This is a genomic window from Sphingobacterium mizutaii, assembly GCF_900187125.1.
GTDB lineage: Bacteria > Bacteroidota > Bacteroidia > Sphingobacteriales > Sphingobacteriaceae > Sphingobacterium > Sphingobacterium mizutaii.
The window spans coordinates 2,922,483-2,940,472 of the sequence record NZ_LT906468.1 but is presented as its reverse complement, the minus strand read 5'-3'; the positions used below and the strand labels follow the sequence as shown (position 1 = coordinate 2,940,472).

The window sequence follows — 17,990 nt, the reverse complement described above, 5'->3', positions numbered from 1 at the left end:
CAAAAAATCGTGCTGCTATTATGTACGTTGACCATATTTTAAAATCACTGCAATTAACCGTTATAATGATCATTATTATTAATCAAACTTTCGCTCAGACCTTTATCTTATAATCGGATAGAAGCAGATATTATTCTTTCAAAAAGCACTTTAATAGAAATGAAGGATATTTTTACCCGTATGCAGGAAGTACATAATGACAGGTATGGAGGTATAAATCTATCCTATATTGAAGCAGATGCTTCTACATCTGCATATAAGATATTGAGAAGTCTACGAAAGGGACGTTCTATTATAATTTATATTGATGGAAATATCGGGGTTGGCCGTAACAATAAATCAAATGATCATTTTTGCAATATTAGTTTTTTGAACGGGAGACTTCTAGTTCGTCAAGGAGCTGCTTGGATAGCGAATAAAGTGAATGTTCCTATACTTGGAATTGTCACGTATAGAGACGACCTACAAAATATCCATATGAATTTCAGCAATGCTATTTTTCCTAATTTAGGAAGTGATATGGCTGCTCCCCGTATTGTCATGCAGAAACTTTTTAGTCATTTGGAATTTTTTGTACGGAAGTACTATGATCAATGGGAATGTTGGATCTACCTTCATAACTCCATTGATTTATCTTCTTTTTCTAATGTGGAACATAGAAAGCTGGAACCGGAAACGAAGCAGGATTTAAATTATAGATTTAACCATCGTGACTATGGACTTTTCAGCATTGACACAGACTATTTTTTATTGAGTAAGGACACGTATCAAGCATACAAATTGCCAGAAAGTTCTTATATGTTGCTTCGGTCGGTGACTCGTCAGCCATTCAGCGGAAAAAAATTTGAAAGATCATTTCTTGAGGCTCTTTATAATAAGGGAGTTTTTATAAAGGAAAACTAATATTTATGCCATGAAAACTTATATTTTATCTCTCATTCTGTTATTTGCCGGACAAACACTTTTTGCGGCATCGATACCCCCAGCTTCGATAATTCCTTATGACAATGTTGGAGGAAAAATAATCATCTCTGCCGTGGTGAACGGTGAGAGTGGCCGTTTTATTTTTGACACAGGCGCAGGGCCAAATGTTCTTTCGCAACTATTTGCGAAAAAGATCGGCGGACAACCTATCGGCAAGTCACAAGTAATGGATTCCAATAAAAAATCTGCTTCAATTGATCATATGGTCGTTGACTCAATAGTTCTCTCGGATCAAAAATTTTTTAATAGCAAGACAATAATTGCGGATAATTTGATCTTCGATTGTTTTGAAGTAGACGGAATTCTCGGAATAGACATGTTTAGAGATATGGCCATCCAATTAGACGGATCGTCCAATTCGCTTTCTATTGCTCCTGAAATCAAAGAATTCAATACAAAAAATGCCCAAGTGTTCCCTATTTCTTTTATGAGTACAGGGGAATACTTGCCCTATATAAAAATAGAGGTTATGATTGGAGCTAAGGCTTTTCCTGTCGAAGCGTTATTTGACCTAGGGTTTGACGGAATGGTCGAATTCTCTCAACGTGATTTCGAAATGATCAAAAAGAAGAGCCGGAAAATGAGCGTACAGGCAAGTCTATCATCAAGTTCGGTAGGGTTTAATGGAAAAGCTGAGGCTCAACGGCAATACCGTTTTGTGTCAGATGGTCTAAAGCTTGGCGAACAAAAAACGAATGGTTTTGTGGCTGTAACGACGTCCAATGATTTTACGATGATAGGTTCTGAACTTCTTACTCTGCGTAAAGTTATTATAGACCTGAAACAGAAGAAATTTTATTTAATAGATAACGGTGGTAAAGACTTCTTAGATTCAAAATCTTGGCCGATATCGCCATCAGTTTCGGATGGTAAGCTGGTGGTCGGTTCTATCTGGGACACTAATTTAGGAGACTTTGAAATTGGAGATCAGATCATGAAAATAAATGATAAAGACTATGAAGACGGTATTGATATATGTAGCATAATAACAAGAAGGGATACATTGTTAAGGAACGGTAAGCGGGCCGTAGTTATCATTAAAAACAAAGCGGGCAAAATTGTCTCGTTTGAAATGGTTAAAAAGTAAAACACAAATTATTTTATTATGGAGAAGAAAATTATAAAATCATTGTCTCTGGCATTGGGTATCTTTTTTCTATTTATGTCTACTGATGTACTGGGCCAGGAATCGTCAATTCAGTTCAACAGCAAAACCTACGATTATGGAACCATAAAATTTGGTAAAAAAGCAGAAGGAAGTTTTCCTTTTGAAAATGTCGGAGGAAAACCTGTTATCATACATAAAGTGTTGACTTCTTGTGGTTGTGTGTCCTCAAATTTTGACAAAAAACCTATTAAACCGGGCGGAAAGAATGAGATTAATATTACCTTCCATGCTGTGGAGAGGGTGTCGTTTAATAAGACCGTTATGGTTTTTGTATCAGATCAAAAGAAACCTATTGTATTAAATGTAAAGGGTAAGGTGTTATAATTTTTTTGTGTCCGTTAGTTTTGTAGTATCTTGAAATTAGTATTCAATTTATTGTATTAGATAATATGGATAATATTAGCCTTCGGCAGCAACCTCTTATTTAATCACCTTCTGTAACTTCTCGTCGGGCTTTTATCTGTTTATATTGACTCGATTCCTTTCTTGCTTTTCAACTCTGTTATCTGCTTTAATTTCGTTTTTACCTATTCGAGGTAATTATCAAGCAACTGTTTGCACTCTTGAATAGGCCCTTTGAACAAAGAAATAACAGTTAAAAATAATTCTAATTCACAGTTATTAATAAAAATGGAAACGGCGCACTGTTCCCAAAAATTTTATCTACGAATTGTAGACTACATGACCGCCATCGCGCCTAAAATCACCACAAAACAGGTCGTGAGCATAAGCCTTATAATCGAAGTACATTTTTGCAAATTCGGAATATCCATTTGCTCTACCTGTTCATAGGCAAAATCTTCTTCACTTTCATATTCGCCTATATAGTCATTATCAAAATCGCTTAATAGGTCTTTTACATCCTCCTCGGATAGTTTACGGTGTCCATTGTCACACCATATTAGAAATGCTTCTTGTCGGCTTTCATCCAGCTCTTCCAACGCCTTCAAAACCACAAATATCTTATCGCTCATCCAACATTCTGCGATTAATCCCTTTGGAATATTTTCGTAATCCTGAAACATAAATTCGGGATCTTCCTCATCATGGTGCAATACCTTGCAGGCATCATAAAATTCCGATGTGCTGTTATAGTTAGCAAGTTTTAGCCATTCCCCATAGATAGGACCATAATTATATTTTGCGTATGTGCCGACGTATACGCTTGCTTCTGATGTATTTATTTGATGTGTCATTTCTTTACAGTTTTAATGTTTTTGATTTATTCGGCAATGCGAGGAGGTGTTGTTGTTTTGTTTCAATACTATTTCCAATGTTTTTAATCCTCATGCCTGACATTTTTTTTATTCGTATAAAGAGTCGGAGTATGCTGTGTTTCGTTTCAGGAGCAAAAAGGTTGGTGTTCAGCAGGCACAAGGTTTTGAGAAAAATACTACCCAACGGGCTGGAGATTTTTTGACAAAATTGCCTTGACCTTTTGCTTGCGATAAGAACACTGAAATACCTTAACTCCATGAATTGTGAACAACAGGTATATTCGTTTTTTAAGGCATAAAACAAAGTGGAAATAATGAGGATTGCATTGGGGATGGTTCAGAAATATACTACTGATCCATAAGGAAATGGGTGATTGAAGATTGAAGAGAAACGAGATATTCAATTTCCCGTTCCCAATCGTAGCCATAAGCTCTTTTACGGTCTGAAACGTAGTGAATGTCGTAAATGTACTTAGGGTTTACATTTTAGAGTATCAAGAAATGTTAATATGGGTATTAAGTGTTCGACTGTAGTCCCTGTCAGCCCGCACAAAAAGCCTTCATCGAAAAGATGAAGGCTTTTTTGCGTAGGTGAGGGATCGAACCATGCGCTGTATTTATTCTATAAACAAATATGTTTATATTTAATTTATGGATAAAGAATATGAAAAATATAAGGGTATCCATCCGGGGATTGTACTTGATAGGGAATTAAAGAAGCGTTCCATCAAACAACGTCCCTTTGCTTTATCATTAGAAGAACATCCCCAAACATTTAATGCGATTACCAAAGGAAAAAGAGGTATTAGTACGGCATTGGCGCTGAAGATTGAGAAAAAGCTTGGATTGGAAGAAGGTACCCTAGTTTTATTGCAGGCCTATTACGATATCCAAAGAATTAAAGAAAAAGAAATTCAAAATACCCCAGATCTGGACATTCTGAGTAAAGCCTTGTTTTGGGATACGGATATTCAAAAAATTAATTGGGAAAAGCAGTATATGGCCATTATTCAAAGGGTTTTTGAAAGGGGCACTGAAGAAGAAAAGGCCGAAATAATACATTTTTATGGTGTTGAAAAGATAGAAAAAGCCCTGGAAGGATCCAAAATCAGAGAATCATATAGAGTTTACCGAAAATAATATCCTAAAATTAATCAGTCTACATCTTTAACCTCTATTCCTCTTTCCTTGCTTTCTGTAAATCCCATGCCATTTGTAAGTTTAACCAATATTCGGCACTGATATTAAGCACCATTTCTAGCCTTACGGCCAGTCTAGGAGATATATTCCTTTTTCCTTTTAAAATCTCACTTAAGTTTGTTGGTAAGATTTCAAGTTGTTGGGCAATTGTTTTCTTAAGCAATTCTCTTTCCTCGATTTCTTCTTGAAGAAAAATCCCTGGGTGAAACGCTTTAACCTTTAAAATATTCCCTTTGCTATCGTTAATAGTATAATTCATCTTCTCTTTTTTCTCCAATTAAATCATGAATAATAACTAATATCTAAAGTGTATTAATAAATAAACAGGAGTTACCACTAAATATAACCATATTCTACTTAGTATTTTCAATAGAAGTCTCACAACAAACTACACATCCCCTTCATTTCCTTTCCTCTCTCCAAATCTTTAACTTTATACATGGCTATTAAAAAATCCGGAACTCATTCCATTTCCTTTGAAGGCACAAACCTCGACGTCTTCTACAACTTATATCTTCCAAGCTCTGACCAAGTATACGGCAGTATCATTGTCCTTCACGGTATGCAGGAACACAGCGGTCGTTACGATGATTTTGCTACTTTTCTTTCGAAAAATGGATTTGCGGTACTGAGCTATGACCATCCTGGTCATGGACAAACTGCCAAGGATAAAGAGGACTTAGGATTCTTCCACGAAAGTAAACCTGGAGAGTTTCTGATCCAAGTAGCTATTGGCATGTCGCAGTTCTTGGATTCGCAGTACAAAGATCAGCCTCATTTCATCATTGGGCATTCCTTAGGGTCCTTTATCTCCAGGAATGTCATTCAAGAGATTGGGGATGAATTTAGGGGAGCGGTTTTGATCGGTACAGGACATGCGATGAAAGGAAGTTCACTGGGAACGAAATTTTTGGGTGTTCTAAATAAAGTTGCTCCAAATTCTAGGTCCAGTTTTATGAACGATAAGTTTGCCCAGATCAATAATAGGAAGTTTAAGGATGAACCCAACCATGAGGATCTAAATTGGCTGAGCTTAAACCTGGAAAACAGGGACAATTACCTATCGGATGAATACTGTGGAATAGATTTTACGGATAATGCTTTCTATGGTGCAGCGCAGGTGACTTTGTGGGGCAGTGGCAATGGATGGGTGAAAAGGATTCCAAAGGAATTATCTGTTCTATTTTTAAGTGGAGAGGATGATCCAATTGGTGATTTTGGGAATGGGGTTAAAAAATCTGCGGAGGAGTTGATCGAACATGGGAGCAAGGATGTGAAGTATTACCTTTATCCAAAATTGAGGCATGAGTTGTTGAATGAGGATATTAAGAAGCAAGTTTATCAGAAGATATTGGATTGGTTGTTAATCAAGATTTGATGTTGACAGGCTGTTGTCAATACAATGGTTTCCTTTGCACTAACAAATAATAAAAAAGATGAGTAGAGAACATATTGAAAGATTTTACGTGATTGGTATTGCTGTCAAGACCTGCAATACCGATGGTTCGGCGGCAAAGGATATCCCTGCATTATGGGCTAAGTTTGCGGGTGAACGGTTGGATTCAACCATTCCGAATCGTATCGATGATGCAGTTTATGGCATTTATACCGATTATGAAAGCGATTTTCAACATCCTTATTTAGCCTTGATAGGTTGCAAGGTAAGTTCTTTGGATGAAATTCCTGAGGGAATGGTTGGAAGGGAGATTCCAGCTTCGGACTATGAAAAGACCATTGTAGAAGGAGATATTTCGGGTCCAACCATTTATGCGGCTTGGGAAAAAATTTGGGCATCTGATTTAGATCGGGCCTATAAAGCGGATTTTGAGGTTTACTCAGCTGAAAGTTGCCAAGCGGAGGTACCATCCGTTGAAATCTTTGTTTCCTTGCGATAATTGTAGATTAATTAAAGAAATTCTTAATAAGAAAGCCGCCTTGGGTGGCTTTTTTTGATTTCTGGGCTGTTTTATTTGAGGCTTGAGGTTCCTGCACTTTGGCCAAAAGCGGTAAAATCAAGCTTTATTTTACATTAGCAACGGGCTTTTATTGGTATCTTTGTTTTTCATACAAATAAAGGAGGGAACTTTTGGCTAAAATTGGAGTTATAGGTAGTGGAAGTTGGGCTACTGCAATGATCAAAATGTTGACAGATAACCAGCAGACTAAACATATCAATTGGTGGGTTCGCAAGCAGGAAGATATTGATTATATAGAGCAATACCATCATAATCCATCTTATCTTAGTGCGGTTGAGGTTAAATTGGATCATATCAGTTTGTATTCAGAACCTAAGGATGTTTTCCAAAATTCTGATATCATCATTTTGAATACTCCGGCTGCTTATCTTGAGGAAGCATTAAAGGATCTTCAACCTGAAGATTTCAAGGATAAACTTCTGGTATCTGCTATTAAAGGCATAGTGCCGTCGATCAAAATGATTGTAGGAGAGTTCTTGAATAAGAAATTCGAGGTGCCATTGGAGGATACAGTTGTGGTTGGAGGCCCTTGCCACGCAGAGGAGGTTTCGCTTGAAAAGCTTTCGTATCTGACCTTTGCTTCTAAGAACACTGCTAATGCTGCAGTTGTTGCTCAATTTTTCCAAAACCATTATATAAAAACCGTCGTGTCCAATGATATGTTGGGCGTAGAGTACGGCGCAGTCCTTAAAAATATATATGCTCTAGCCTGCGGTATCTGCCATGGTCTGGGTTATGGAGATAACTTTCAGGCGGTATTGATATCCAATGCAATCCGCGAAATGGAATACTTTGTCAATGCCATCGATCCGCAGAAAAGGGAGATCAACCAATCTGCCTATTTAGGGGATCTTTTGGTGACTGCCTATTCGCAATTCAGCCGAAACAGGACCTTTGGAACAATGATCGGCAAAGGCTATAGTGTGAAATCTGCACAGATGGAAATGAATATGGTAGCAGAGGGTTATTTTGCTTCTGATTGCATCCAAGATATTATCCTGGATCATCAGCTGGATATGCCAATCTGCAATACCGTTTATAATATTTTATATAAAAATCAATCAGCTACATTAGCTGTGAAAGCTTTATCGGATAAACTGACGTAATGATTAATAAAGATCAAATCGCTGAAAAATATAAAGAGATCCAAGACGAGATCACCCAAGCACTAGAGGCATTGGATGGTAAGGCTCGTTTTGAGGAAGAACTGTGGGAACGTGAAGGAGGAGGAGGCGGAAGGACCCGTGTCATCCAACATGGGAATATATTGGAAAAAGGTGGAGTAAACTTCTCTGCCGTGCATGGGAAGCTTCCTGAGCAGATCAAGAAAGCATTTGGCGTAGACGAGGAGGAATTCTTTGCAACTGGTGTATCCATTGTGATTCACCCTAACAACCCTTGGGTGCCGATTATCCATATGAATATCCGGTACTTTGAATTGAATGAAAATATACGTTGGTTTGGTGGTGGTATTGATCTGACTCCGCATTATGTGGATGAAACGGATGCTACCTATTTCCATCAGGAGCTGAAGAAGGTATGTGATCAGTATTCTTCGGAATTCTACCCGAAATTCAAGGATTGGGCAGATCAGTACTTCTTTATTAAACATAGAGAAGAAACTAGGGGTATTGGTGGTATATTCTACGATAAATTGACGCCTGAAAAGGCTGGTATCTCTGACCAAGAGATCTTTGACTTTTCATGTGATCTTGGCCACTTATTCCCGAAAGTATATAGTGAATTAGTAAATAGAAGCCGAAATAAACAATTTACTGAAGCTGAAAAGAACTGGCAATTGCTGAGAAGAGGCCGCTATGTGGAGTTTAACTTGGTATATGATGCTGGTACTAAATTTGGCTTAGAGACCAATGGAAGGATTGAATCCATTTTGATGAGCTTGCCAGAACAAGCGAATTGGTTCTATAATTTCCAAACCGAACAAGATTCTAAAGAAGAAAAAACTTTGTCCCTATTGAAAAAGGGGATTAACTGGGTTTAGTATTTATTGAAATTCAGATTCAATGATAAAATTTGAAAGATTCATTCTTGAGAATGGGTTGAAAGTGCTTGTCCATGAGGACCCTCATAGTCCGATGGCATGCATGAACATTTTGTATAATGTAGGGGCGCGGGATGAGAAAGAAGACAAAACAGGCTTCGCCCATCTATTCGAGCACCTTATGTTCAGTGGTTCGGTTAATATCCCGAACTACGATCAACCTTTACAGAGAGTTGGCGGTGAGAATAATGCGTTTACTTCCAACGATATCACCAACTACTACATCACCTTACCCGCAAACAATATTGAAACTGCATTTTGGTTAGAATCAGACCGTATGATGGGCTTAGCTTTTAACGAGCAAGGCTTGGAGGTTCAGCGCAATGTGGTAATCGAGGAATTCAAGCAGCGCTATCTAAACCAACCGTACGGTGATGTTTGGCTGAAACTGAGGGACCTGGCCTATAAGGTGCACCCTTATAAATGGGCGACGATAGGCAAGGAGGTCAAGCATATCGAGGATGCCAAAATGGAGGATGTAAAGGCTTTCTTTAAGAAATTCTATACGCCTAATAATGCGATCGTAGCTATTACCGGTAACGTAAAGTTAAATGATATCAAAGCTTTAGCTGAGAAGTGGTTTGCTGATATTCCAGTTGGTGAAGCCAATGATAGAAACCTTCCTCAAGAGCCTAAGCAAACTGCTGCTAGGGTAGAAGAAGTGACTGCGGATGTGCCGGTGAGCAGCATTTATATTGCCTTCCATTCTGTGGATCGATTAGATCCTAACTATCAAGTTGTCGATCTGATCACGGATGTGCTAGCTAGAGGAAGTTCATCCAGATTATACAGGAGATTGGTAAAAGAACGGAAATTATTCAGCGAGATCAATGCCTATGTGCTTGGAAGCTTGGATAACAACCTGATCGTCGTAGAAGGTAAACCGGTTGAAACGGTAACTCTGGAGGATGCTGAAAAAGCAATCTGGGAAGAGTTGGATAAACTGAAAACGGAATTGGTTTCCATAGAGGAACTGACTAAAGTAAAGAACAAGATAGAATCTACCATGGTCTTTGCTGAACTTTCGATCTTAGATAAGGCGATGAACCTAGCCTATTATGAATTGCTAGGGGATGCCGAACTATATAATCAAGAAGTAGAAAAATATTTGAACATAACTGCCGAAGATATCATGCGAGTATCTCAGGAGACCTTTCAGCGAGATAACTCATCCACATTAATGTACAATGCAAGAAGTAAGGAGGCTGAACATGCTGAATAGAATACATGCACCATCGATTAATGGAATTGGCGATATCAACCTGGAGCGCCCTGAGGAGATCAATTTTTCCAATGGCCTGAAGGTTTTTGTGTTCCATGCTCCAGATCAGGAGCTGGTGAAGGCTGAGTTTGTTTTCAATAACCTCTTTGAAGGTTTTGAAAATCCGGTAAGGAATACTGCATTGAGTTCTATGTTGAAGGAAGGTACAAGTACCTTGAATAGTGCCCAAATTGCGGAGAAGATTGATTTTTATGGTGCCTATTTGGTTCCGGAATTCAGTTTTGATTATAATGCCTTGACGCTTTATTCATTGGGTAAGCATATCGATGCGGTTTTGCCGATCGTCAATGATATCTTGAATAATTCCATCATTCCTGAGCAGGAATTGGAAACCTATGTGAGGAACAACAGCCAAAGTCTGCAGATTTCATTGGAAAAAACAGATTTTATCGCTCGCCGTCGTTTTTACGATAGCTTGTTCGGGTCGACTCGTTATGGACAGTCAGTTACTGATGAATTATTAAAGAGCTTGGATAGGGAAGATATTGCCAGATTGTACAGGCAGCAGATCCAGCCTAAAAACGCTACTTTATTTCTTTCTGGAAATATTACCCCTGAGGTCTTGTTCAGTTTCAGGAATTATTTTGAAGATCAATGGCAAGGGGAGGTTCAGATTAAGCATACTCCATTCATCCAAAAGGCAGGGCATAATCTAGAGCTGCTTAAGGTGGATAAGCCTGGAGCTTTGCAATCCTCAATCCGTCTAGGAAAGATCGGTATCAAGCGTTCGCATGCGGATTATCCGGCATTGCAATTTGTGAACACCTTATTTGGTGGGTTCTTTGGTTCGAGATTGATGAGCAATATCCGTGAAGACAAAGGCTATACTTATAGCATTGGCTCGCTTGTCGCCAACTTAAACCATGCTGGCTTTATTTCGATTGTAACCGATGTAGGCTCGGCTTATACAGAAGATACCTTGAAACAGATCGAATTGGAGTCAAGAAGATTACAGGATGAAAAGGTAAGCGAAGAAGAATTGGAATTGGTGCGGAACTATTTGCTAGGAGCCATGCTAGGCAGTCTGGAATCTATATTTTCGCATGTCGATAAATTCAAGTCCGTCTATTTTTCAGGCCTAGACCTGGATTACTATACCTATTACAGCAATATCGTCCGTAATATCAACGCCGACCAAGTTCAGGATATTGCCCAGAAGTATTTGGGAGTAGATGATATGGTGAAGGTGGTTGTTGGGTAGTATTAAATACTTGATACTAAATACTACTATGCTATGCCATTAAATCCCTGATAGCAACGGAGGCTAAGGTGCCGCCGAATGCTGCTGGGAGGTAGGACATGGTTCCGTAGGCAGACTTTTTGAAATTGCTGCCATCGGTGTACAATAGAGAGTCTTTATCAGGGAGTTCAGTTGAGAAAACAACTTTGACTCCTTTTTTTATGCCGTGTTTTTTAAGTTTTTTGCGGATATGCTGTGCAAGCTTGCAGTTGAAGGTGCTGCCGATATCAGCTACGCGTATTTTAGTAGGATCGACTTTACCACCTGCACCCATGGAACTGACAAATGGAATCTGTGAGTCCAATGCTAAACGGATGAAGAATAATTTTGGGGTGATGCTATCAATAGCTTCTACGCAGTAATCAGGTTTTAGTTCCAATAGACCGGGGATGCTCTGCGGCAAGATAAATTCTTGCACGACATTCAATTCCAGTTCAGGATTGATTGCTAAAAGCCTCTCTTTCATGATTTGGGCCTTTGCTTCGCCATGATTAGTTGCCAAAGCAGGTAATTGCCTATTCCTATTGCTCGGATCAACCGTATCACCATCGATAATGGTCATTTTCCCTACACCAGACCTTGCAATAAATTCAGCGGCAAAGGAACCTACACCGCCTAGACCAAGTACCATGACATGTGAGTTTGCCAATTTCTCCAGAGCCTCTCTACCGACAAGTGCTTCGGTGCGAGAAAGCCATGATATATCCATCATTCTTTTATACTATAATTAAAAACCTTCTTGAAATTCAGCAAGATCTGCTGCTCCAGTTCCTGCATAGACAGTTTTCTGGCGCGGCAAAAATAAGCATAAATTTCAGAGATTTTCGCATTCTTATCGTCACATTCTAAGAAAACACGATCGAGAGGGATATTGCGGATGACCTCCAACATTCCGCCCTGTAGGATATGTGGGCCTAAGGATAGATAATAGCCATTTTTAAGAAGGGTTTCTGCTAATGCCCAGTTTTTTGCATAGCCATGCATCATAACGGGAACTTTGTTATGTTTAGCAGTCAGTGAGCTGAAGACCTCTGAATAGGCTCTAACACAATGTATTATTATGGGTTTGTTGATTTCGTTGGCTAATTCGATCTGCTTTTCAAAAGCCATGGTCTGCTTTTCCCAAGGGGTAGAGGTCATTTTGTCTAAACCACATTCCCCGACGGCTATCACACCTTCCTGCGCTTGGTATCGTTTTAAGGTTTCAAATTGCAGGTCAAAATTCTCATCAATATACCATGGGTGGATACCTGCACTGCAAGGCTTTCTGTAGATAGACTCCTTGGATACAATGACATTGGGTAAGGTCAGTACACCAGGATCAGGTTCTGAATGTTTGTGGGTATGAATATCGATCAGCAACATATAGATTTTGATTCTAAACTAATGATATTTTTTGCAAAAACTACTCCATTATTTCTACGCGTTCAAATTCTAGGATGATGATTCCCGAGGTGGTATCTATTTTAAAACGTTTGCGGTTGTGGTCATTATCGAAGGTCTTTTCGATTTCAGGGACAGTTTCGGATATCTCCAAGATCACGGGATAGCCTTCATGTGCAATTTCAGACCGGGAGTAATGGGTGACTTGGTCAAATTTCATTTTGCGCTCATGACCTTGATGGCCGGCATCGTCATCCAGAAGTAGGGTTACAAAAAGTGTCTGCGACTTGGAGTCTTCCTCAGTTTTTACGATTTCTGCTCCTAATAGCGAATTAATATCTATTACCATAATGCTACATGTCTAGGTATCTAACTGTATAACAGAAATCGCGTTATTTCGTTTTAATAATGGGTTAATTATTACTAAAAACAAAGTTATTGTGCCTAAGGTCCTCCATAATCAATTTCATGATATCCTTTTTCCTTTCTGCTATCAGTTTAGCTTTCAGACTTTTGATAAATGGATGCTTCCCAGATGGCTGGGACTCATTTTTTGAGGAGTTGTTTTTCTTGTTGAACATATTACCTCCTGATGATAAATTGTTTATAATGGTCAAACTTTCTAGTAACTAAATGAGATTCAGCTAGCTAGTGTTGTATTAAAGTTAAGTTAATGAGTTGAAAATAGCAATAGCTGAGAAGATTTTTAAGGAGGGATTTAATTTTGCTCAAGGATTGCATATCTTCGTTTCAAAATCTTGGAATTGCTAAAAATCGCCCATCATACTGCTTATATACAACCTTTGCCGGAAGGACATCGCTTCCCTATGTTGAAATATGAGCTCATTCCTGAACAATTAATTTATGAAGGTTTGGTGGGGAAAGAGTCTTTCTTTGAGCCCGAATTGGTTGATAAAGAAGTGATTTACCTAGCACATGACAAGAAATACACCGACGATCTATTGAACCTGACCTTGGACCCCAAGATGGTCCGTAGGATTGGTTTTCCGATGCCTGAATCGCTGGTTGCTCGAGAAAGGTACTTGATTGATGGAACCATTAAGGCTTCGCTAGAAGCCATGAAATCTGGGGTTTCCTTCAATACCGCTGGTGGAACCCATCATGCCGGTAGAGATTTCGGCGAAGGCTTCTGCCTTCTGAATGATCAAGCTGTTGCAGCAGCTTATCTGTACCATGAAGGTCTAGCAAAGAAGATCTTGATCATAGACTTGGATGTGCATCAAGGAAATGGGACTGCCCATATCTTTGAGGACCACCCTGATATCATAACTTTCTCTATTCATGGAGAGAAAAACTTTCCATTCAAGAAGGAGAAATCTCATTATGATATCCCTTTGCATGATGGTATCGAAGATGAAGAGTATCTTTCCATTTTAGAAGATAGGCTCCCCAAATTATTTGATGAAGTTGAACCTGATTTTGTTTATTTTCAATCTGGGGTTGATGTTTTAGCGACCGATAAGCTTGGGAAGTTTCAGCTGAGTATGGAGGGCTGCCGAAAGAGAGATGCCGTTGTGTTTCAATATTGCAAGAAATTTAAGGTCCCTGTCGAGGTGAGTATGGGTGGAGGATATTCTGTCCATATCAAGGATATCGTCAATGCGCATGTTAACACCTACAGGACCGCCATAGATATTTACGATTTATAAAGAATTATGTTTTTTCACCAAGATGCTAGTTTCCTGAACCTGATTATCCATCATGTAGGAAACAAGAGCCAAGACGAGTATTTTACCCTATCTGAGGAAGAAGTAGATGTTAAATCTGATGAGATATTAGCAGACCTGTTGATGCAATATTTTATGAAGCCTTTTGCAAAGGCCAATGAAGTGTACCGATTTTACCATCCTAATGATACCTTAGACTTGAATGAGGTTTTTTACTTCTCTAGACAGTATTTTTCGGGAGATCTAGGATTTGTGGAGTTCTCGAAATCCATTGCTAAGTTTCTTTATGAGGTGACGGAGCATCCTAAGATCAAATCTGGGGAATTGTATGTCGTTGCTCTAGATAATGTGCAATTGGAAGGAGAGGAGCATAAGGCTATCGGGATCTTTAAGTCTGAAAACAAGGAGGCCTATTTAAAAGTTTATACCGAGGCATCAGGCCTAGGTGTGAATTATGAGGAGAAGGCGATCAATATCAATAAACTGGATAAAGGGGTTGTCATTGTAAATGTTGAAGAGGAGGAGGGCTATAAAGTGCTCTGCGTAGATCAAACCAATGGTTCGGAGGCAGTTTATTGGAAGGACGATTTCTTGAAGCTGAAGACCAGAAATGATAATTACCAACAGACCGGGAATCTGATGAAAGTCTATAAAAACTTTGTCAATGACAAGATTGACGAGGTATTTGATATGGACAAAGCTGATAAAATTGATCTGATGAATCGTTCGATGAATTATTTCAAAACCAAGGAGACCTTTGTGGAGGATGAATTCAACGAAGAGGTAATTGGTAATCCAGATGCTATTTCTTTGTTCAAGGATTATAAGAGCAATTTTGAGGATGAATTTGAAACGCCTTTCCAATCAAACTTTGATATTGCTGCTCCTGCTGTGAAGAAAATGGCAAGTAGCTATAAATCTGTGCTTAAACTGGATAAAAACTTCCATATTTATGTGCATGGTAAGCGGGAGCTCCTAGAAAAGGGCTATGATGAGGATAAGGGAATGAATTATTATAAACTATATTTCGAAAACGAAGATTAGTCATGGCAAGACCTCAGTCAAATAAGCAGTATTACAAATGGATTGGCATCTGTATTTTGCTGATATTGGGCTTACAGATCTTGCAATCTAATTCTAATTGGGTAGAAATCGCTTATAGCCGCGGTTTCTACCCAATTTATGTTTATTTCCCAAGGTTTCTCTTTGGTTGGCTGCCATTAAGTATTGGCGACTTGATCTATGCCTTGATTTTTATCCTTCTTGGATGGAATCTATTGAAGGCTATTATTTTACTCTTCAAGAAGCAGTTTTCTCAATCTGGTCGGCAGTTCCTCAGGTTTATAGGCCTGTTGCTCAGTTTCTATATCTTCTTTTATGCTGCCTGGGCATTGAATTATTATCGAATTCCAATCAGTAAACAGCTCGATATCAATGTGGATACGATCAAACTGGAAGACCATCTTTCAGTATTGGAGACTCATATTAGCAAAGCTAATGCACTTCGCGAGCAAATTAATATCACTGATCAGGATAGGGAGAAAGCGGACCAACAGATTCAGGAATTGATGAAGCAGGACCATACTTTTCCTATTCTTACAAAATCACAGGTTAAAATAAAAACACCATTGATTGGACCTATGGCTTCATATTTTGGAGTGTCAGGGTATTTCAATCCATTCAGCAATGAAGCTCATGTTAATGCTGAAATGCCGAAGACCAGTTATCCTTTTACTGTGGCACATGAGCTTTCCCATCAGATGGGTATAGGATTTGAGGACGAATGTAATTTTATAGCCTTTGTTAAATTGAAGGACCATTCTGATCCTTGGTATCAATATGCTGCCTATTATGAAAGTGTGACCTACCTGCTAAGGACCTTGTATTTGGTGGATCGATCGAAGTTTGAGGTCTTTAAAGAGATGCTTTCTCCTAAGTTGAAGGCTGATATTAAGCAAGACCAAGATTACTGGATGCGCTATACAGGTTGGATTTCTGATGTTTCAGGTTTGTTTTACAACCAATACCTGAAGCATAATAATCAGATTGAGGGAATGGCAAGGTACGGCATGGTCAGCAGATTGATCATTGCATGGGAAATAAAAAAGGCTAACTGATCCAGCTAGCCTTTTTATCGATTTTATTTTTTCTTATACAGAGAAACTCTCTCCGCAAGCACAAGTTCTTGAGGCATTAGGATTATGGAATTCAAAACCTTTTCCAGTTAATCCATCGGTGTAATCCAATTCTGTTCCTGCTAAATAAAGGTATGATTTGATGTCCAAACAGATCTTTACTCCGTTGTCCTCGAAAAACTGATCTCCTTTTTTCTCTTCATTATCGAAGTTCAGTTTGTAAGACAGGCCAGAGCAACCACCGCTTTCAACAGCAACACGTACGAAATAAGTGTTATCGTAGTTCTCCTCCTTAATAATTGCGCTTATACGTTCTTTTGCTTTATCAGTTACGGTAACCATGTTTTTTCTCCTTTGAATAATTCTACAAAAATACATAAAACAAATATGAAATATGATTTCAATCATCTTTCTTCTGTCAAATTAATCCCTCCTTGTACATCTCCCATATAGGTGAATCCTTTCTAATGCTTTCACAGGCTGCTTTTATGAGTGGAATCGCATAGTCAATTTCTTCCATGCTATTGTATTTACTAAAGCTGAACCGAAGGCTGCAATAAGCCTCATCGTCGGTATAGCCCATAGCCTTTAACACATGGGATGGATCGCGATCTCCAGAGACACAGGCAGAACCTGAGGAAAGAGCTAGTGTTGGGAGTTTGGTCATTAATTCAGTTGCTTTTACATGTTTGATATGCACATTGCTAGTGTTAGGTAATCGATTGCTGCCTAGTGTTTTGATTTCACTTTCCTCAATCTCTTCTAAAAGTCTCTTTTCAAAATAATCTCTTATTTCTCCAACGTCTTTATGTTCAAAATTGATTTGGTTAGCTGCCTCACCTAAGCCTACAATTTGATGGACTGGATAAGTTCCGCCTCGAAATCCTGATTCCTGCTTGCCTCCAACGATCAATGCGGGAATCTGTATGGGTTTAGACTTTCTGCGGATGTACAGAGCGCCAATTCCCTTGGGACCATGAATTTTATGGGCACTCATACAAAGTATATCAATAGGGATATTTGAGAGATCCAAAGGAAGCTTTCCTATCCATTGGGTGGCATCGCAGAAAAAAAGAACGTCCTTATTGGAACAGATCTCTGCAATTTCCTCGATAGGTTGCAGTACACCTGTTTCATTATTGGCAGCCATTATACAAACCAAGACTGTTTGATCCGTAATCGTGTTTTTTAGTTCTTCCAGGTCGATTACCCCAAACTTGTTAACTGAAAGATAGCTAACCTTCATGCCTTCTTTTTCAACCGCTTGGCAGCTGCTTAATACAGCTTTATGCTCCGCGCTGGAAGTGATGATATGGTTGCCTTTAGATTGGTATGCCTTGCTGATTCCCTTGATTACGGTGTTTATGGATTCTGTTGCTCCCGAACTGAAATAAATTTCTTTAGGGTTTACGTTCAGTAAGTCAGCAACCTGTATGCGAGCCTTCTCGATAGCGTGGTTAGCCTGTCGTCCTAATTTATGTTGTATACTGGAAGCATTTCCATAAGAATCCTTTAAATAGGGTAGCATGGCTTTAAAGACCTGATCATCTATCTTACTGGTGGCGTTATTGTCAAAATAGCAGTAGTCCATATGTTAAAGTTATTTAAAATATTAAGCCATCTACTGAATAAAAGACTATTTTTTTATTTTTGGG

20 protein-coding genes are annotated in these 17,990 nt (G+C 38.8%); 13 read left to right on the top strand and 7 right to left on the bottom strand.

Annotated features, from left to right (window positions below; genetic code table 11):
- Positions 1-159: 159 nt before the first annotated feature.
- The 3 genes from CKW03_RS12670 to CKW03_RS12660 are packed head-to-tail and all read left to right on the top strand — an operon-like array spanning position 160 to position 2,476.
- Positions 160-903 (top strand): lysophospholipid acyltransferase family protein, encoded by a 744-nt coding sequence (locus tag CKW03_RS12670; protein ID WP_093097463.1) that lies wholly within the window; start codon positions 160-162, stop codon positions 901-903.
- A 10-nt stretch (positions 904-913) separates the two neighbouring features.
- Entirely contained in the window at positions 914-2,071 is a 1,158-nt protein-coding gene (locus CKW03_RS12665) for a retropepsin-like aspartic protease (RefSeq protein ID WP_093097461.1), read from the top strand.
- Between the two features lie 18 nt (positions 2,072-2,089).
- A complete protein-coding gene (locus tag CKW03_RS12660) occupies positions 2,090-2,476 on the top strand; it encodes a DUF1573 domain-containing protein (protein WP_093097459.1) in 387 nt (128 codons plus the stop codon).
- 353 nt (positions 2,477-2,829) lie between these two features.
- Here the strand turns inward: CKW03_RS12660 and CKW03_RS12655 are convergent, their stop codons facing one another.
- A complete protein-coding gene (locus tag CKW03_RS12655; protein ID WP_236736474.1) occupies positions 2,830-3,348 on the bottom strand; it encodes an antirestriction protein ArdA in 519 nt (172 codons plus the stop codon).
- A gap of 672 nt (positions 3,349-4,020) precedes the next feature.
- Here CKW03_RS12655 and CKW03_RS12650 point away from each other — a divergent pair.
- Positions 4,021-4,509: a helix-turn-helix transcriptional regulator gene (locus CKW03_RS12650; RefSeq protein ID WP_093097458.1), complete on the top strand. Its 489-nt coding sequence runs from the start codon at positions 4,021-4,023 to the stop codon at positions 4,507-4,509.
- A 34-nt stretch (positions 4,510-4,543) separates the two neighbouring features.
- Here CKW03_RS12650 and CKW03_RS12645 read toward each other — a convergent pair whose 3' ends face one another.
- Positions 4,544-4,846 carry a HigA family addiction module antitoxin gene (locus CKW03_RS12645; RefSeq protein WP_093097456.1) on the bottom strand — a complete coding sequence of 101 codons (303 nt, stop codon included), beginning with the start codon at positions 4,844-4,846 and terminating at the stop codon, positions 4,544-4,546.
- A gap of 162 nt (positions 4,847-5,008) precedes the next feature.
- Here CKW03_RS12645 and CKW03_RS12640 point away from each other — a divergent pair, with 162 nt between their 5' ends.
- The 6 genes from CKW03_RS12640 to CKW03_RS12615 all read left to right on the top strand — a co-directional run bounded on the left by CKW03_RS12640 (position 5,009) and on the right by CKW03_RS12615 (position 11,090).
- Positions 5,009-5,947, top strand: a complete 939-nt coding sequence (locus CKW03_RS12640; RefSeq protein WP_093097455.1) for an alpha/beta fold hydrolase — start codon at positions 5,009-5,011, stop codon at positions 5,945-5,947.
- 58 nt (positions 5,948-6,005) lie between these two features.
- Complete coding sequence (locus tag CKW03_RS12635; RefSeq protein ID WP_093097453.1) at positions 6,006-6,464, top strand: GyrI-like domain-containing protein; 459 nt, start codon at positions 6,006-6,008, stop codon at positions 6,462-6,464.
- Positions 6,465-6,655: 191 nt separating this feature from the next.
- Positions 6,656-7,651: an NAD(P)H-dependent glycerol-3-phosphate dehydrogenase gene (locus CKW03_RS12630; protein WP_261772026.1), complete on the top strand. Its 996-nt coding sequence runs from the start codon at positions 6,656-6,658 to the stop codon at positions 7,649-7,651.
- Entirely contained in the window at positions 7,651-8,547 is an 897-nt protein-coding gene (hemF, locus tag CKW03_RS12625; protein WP_093097450.1) for an oxygen-dependent coproporphyrinogen oxidase, read from the top strand. Before CKW03_RS12630 ends, hemF begins: the two co-directional genes overlap by 1 nt.
- A 22-nt stretch (positions 8,548-8,569) precedes the next feature.
- A complete protein-coding gene (locus tag CKW03_RS12620; protein WP_093097449.1) occupies positions 8,570-9,829 on the top strand; it encodes a M16 family metallopeptidase in 1,260 nt (419 codons plus the stop codon).
- Complete coding sequence (locus CKW03_RS12615) at positions 9,819-11,090, top strand: M16 family metallopeptidase (protein WP_093097447.1); 1,272 nt, start codon at positions 9,819-9,821, stop codon at positions 11,088-11,090. The genes CKW03_RS12620 and CKW03_RS12615 overlap by 11 nt, the downstream gene beginning before the upstream one ends.
- A gap of 31 nt (positions 11,091-11,121) precedes the next feature.
- On the opposite strand, the gene CKW03_RS12610 is transcribed toward CKW03_RS12615, so the two are convergent.
- From CKW03_RS12610 to CKW03_RS12600, 3 genes are read right to left on the bottom strand one after another with little or no spacing between them, the layout of a single operon-like run.
- On the bottom strand, positions 11,122-11,841 hold the full coding sequence (locus CKW03_RS12610; protein WP_093097445.1) for a tRNA threonylcarbamoyladenosine dehydratase: 720 nt from the start codon (positions 11,839-11,841) through the stop codon (positions 11,122-11,124).
- Positions 11,838-12,494 carry a TatD family hydrolase gene (locus CKW03_RS12605; RefSeq protein ID WP_093097443.1) on the bottom strand — a complete coding sequence of 219 codons (657 nt, stop codon included), beginning with the start codon at positions 12,492-12,494 and terminating at the stop codon, positions 11,838-11,840. The genes CKW03_RS12610 and CKW03_RS12605 overlap by 4 nt, the downstream gene beginning before the upstream one ends.
- Positions 12,495-12,534: 40 nt before the next feature.
- Complete coding sequence (locus tag CKW03_RS12600; RefSeq protein ID WP_093097441.1) at positions 12,535-12,861, bottom strand: hypothetical protein; 327 nt, start codon at positions 12,859-12,861, stop codon at positions 12,535-12,537.
- A 409-nt stretch (positions 12,862-13,270) separates the two neighbouring features.
- Between CKW03_RS12600 and CKW03_RS12595 the strand changes: the two genes are divergently transcribed.
- From CKW03_RS12595 to CKW03_RS12585, 3 genes are read left to right on the top strand one after another with little or no spacing between them, the layout of a single operon-like run.
- Positions 13,271-14,182 (top strand): histone deacetylase family protein, encoded by a 912-nt coding sequence (locus CKW03_RS12595; RefSeq protein ID WP_307724208.1) that lies wholly within the window; start codon positions 13,271-13,273, stop codon positions 14,180-14,182.
- Positions 14,183-14,188: 6 nt separating this feature from the next.
- Positions 14,189-15,244, top strand: coding sequence for a nucleoid-associated protein (locus CKW03_RS12590; protein ID WP_093097440.1), 1,056 nt, complete (start codon positions 14,189-14,191; stop codon positions 15,242-15,244).
- 2 nt (positions 15,245-15,246) lie between these two features.
- Entirely contained in the window at positions 15,247-16,317 is a 1,071-nt protein-coding gene (locus CKW03_RS12585; RefSeq protein ID WP_093097438.1) for a DUF3810 domain-containing protein, read from the top strand.
- A gap of 33 nt (positions 16,318-16,350) precedes the next feature.
- On the opposite strand, the gene CKW03_RS12580 is transcribed toward CKW03_RS12585, so the two are convergent.
- Together CKW03_RS12580 and CKW03_RS12575 are read right to left on the bottom strand one after the other, a co-directional pair.
- Entirely contained in the window at positions 16,351-16,677 is a 327-nt protein-coding gene (locus CKW03_RS12580) for a HesB/IscA family protein (RefSeq protein WP_093097436.1), read from the bottom strand.
- A 76-nt stretch (positions 16,678-16,753) separates the two neighbouring features.
- Positions 16,754-17,926, bottom strand: a complete 1,173-nt coding sequence (locus tag CKW03_RS12575; protein ID WP_093097435.1) for a cysteine desulfurase family protein — start codon at positions 17,924-17,926, stop codon at positions 16,754-16,756.
- Positions 17,927-17,990 lie beyond the last annotated feature (64 nt).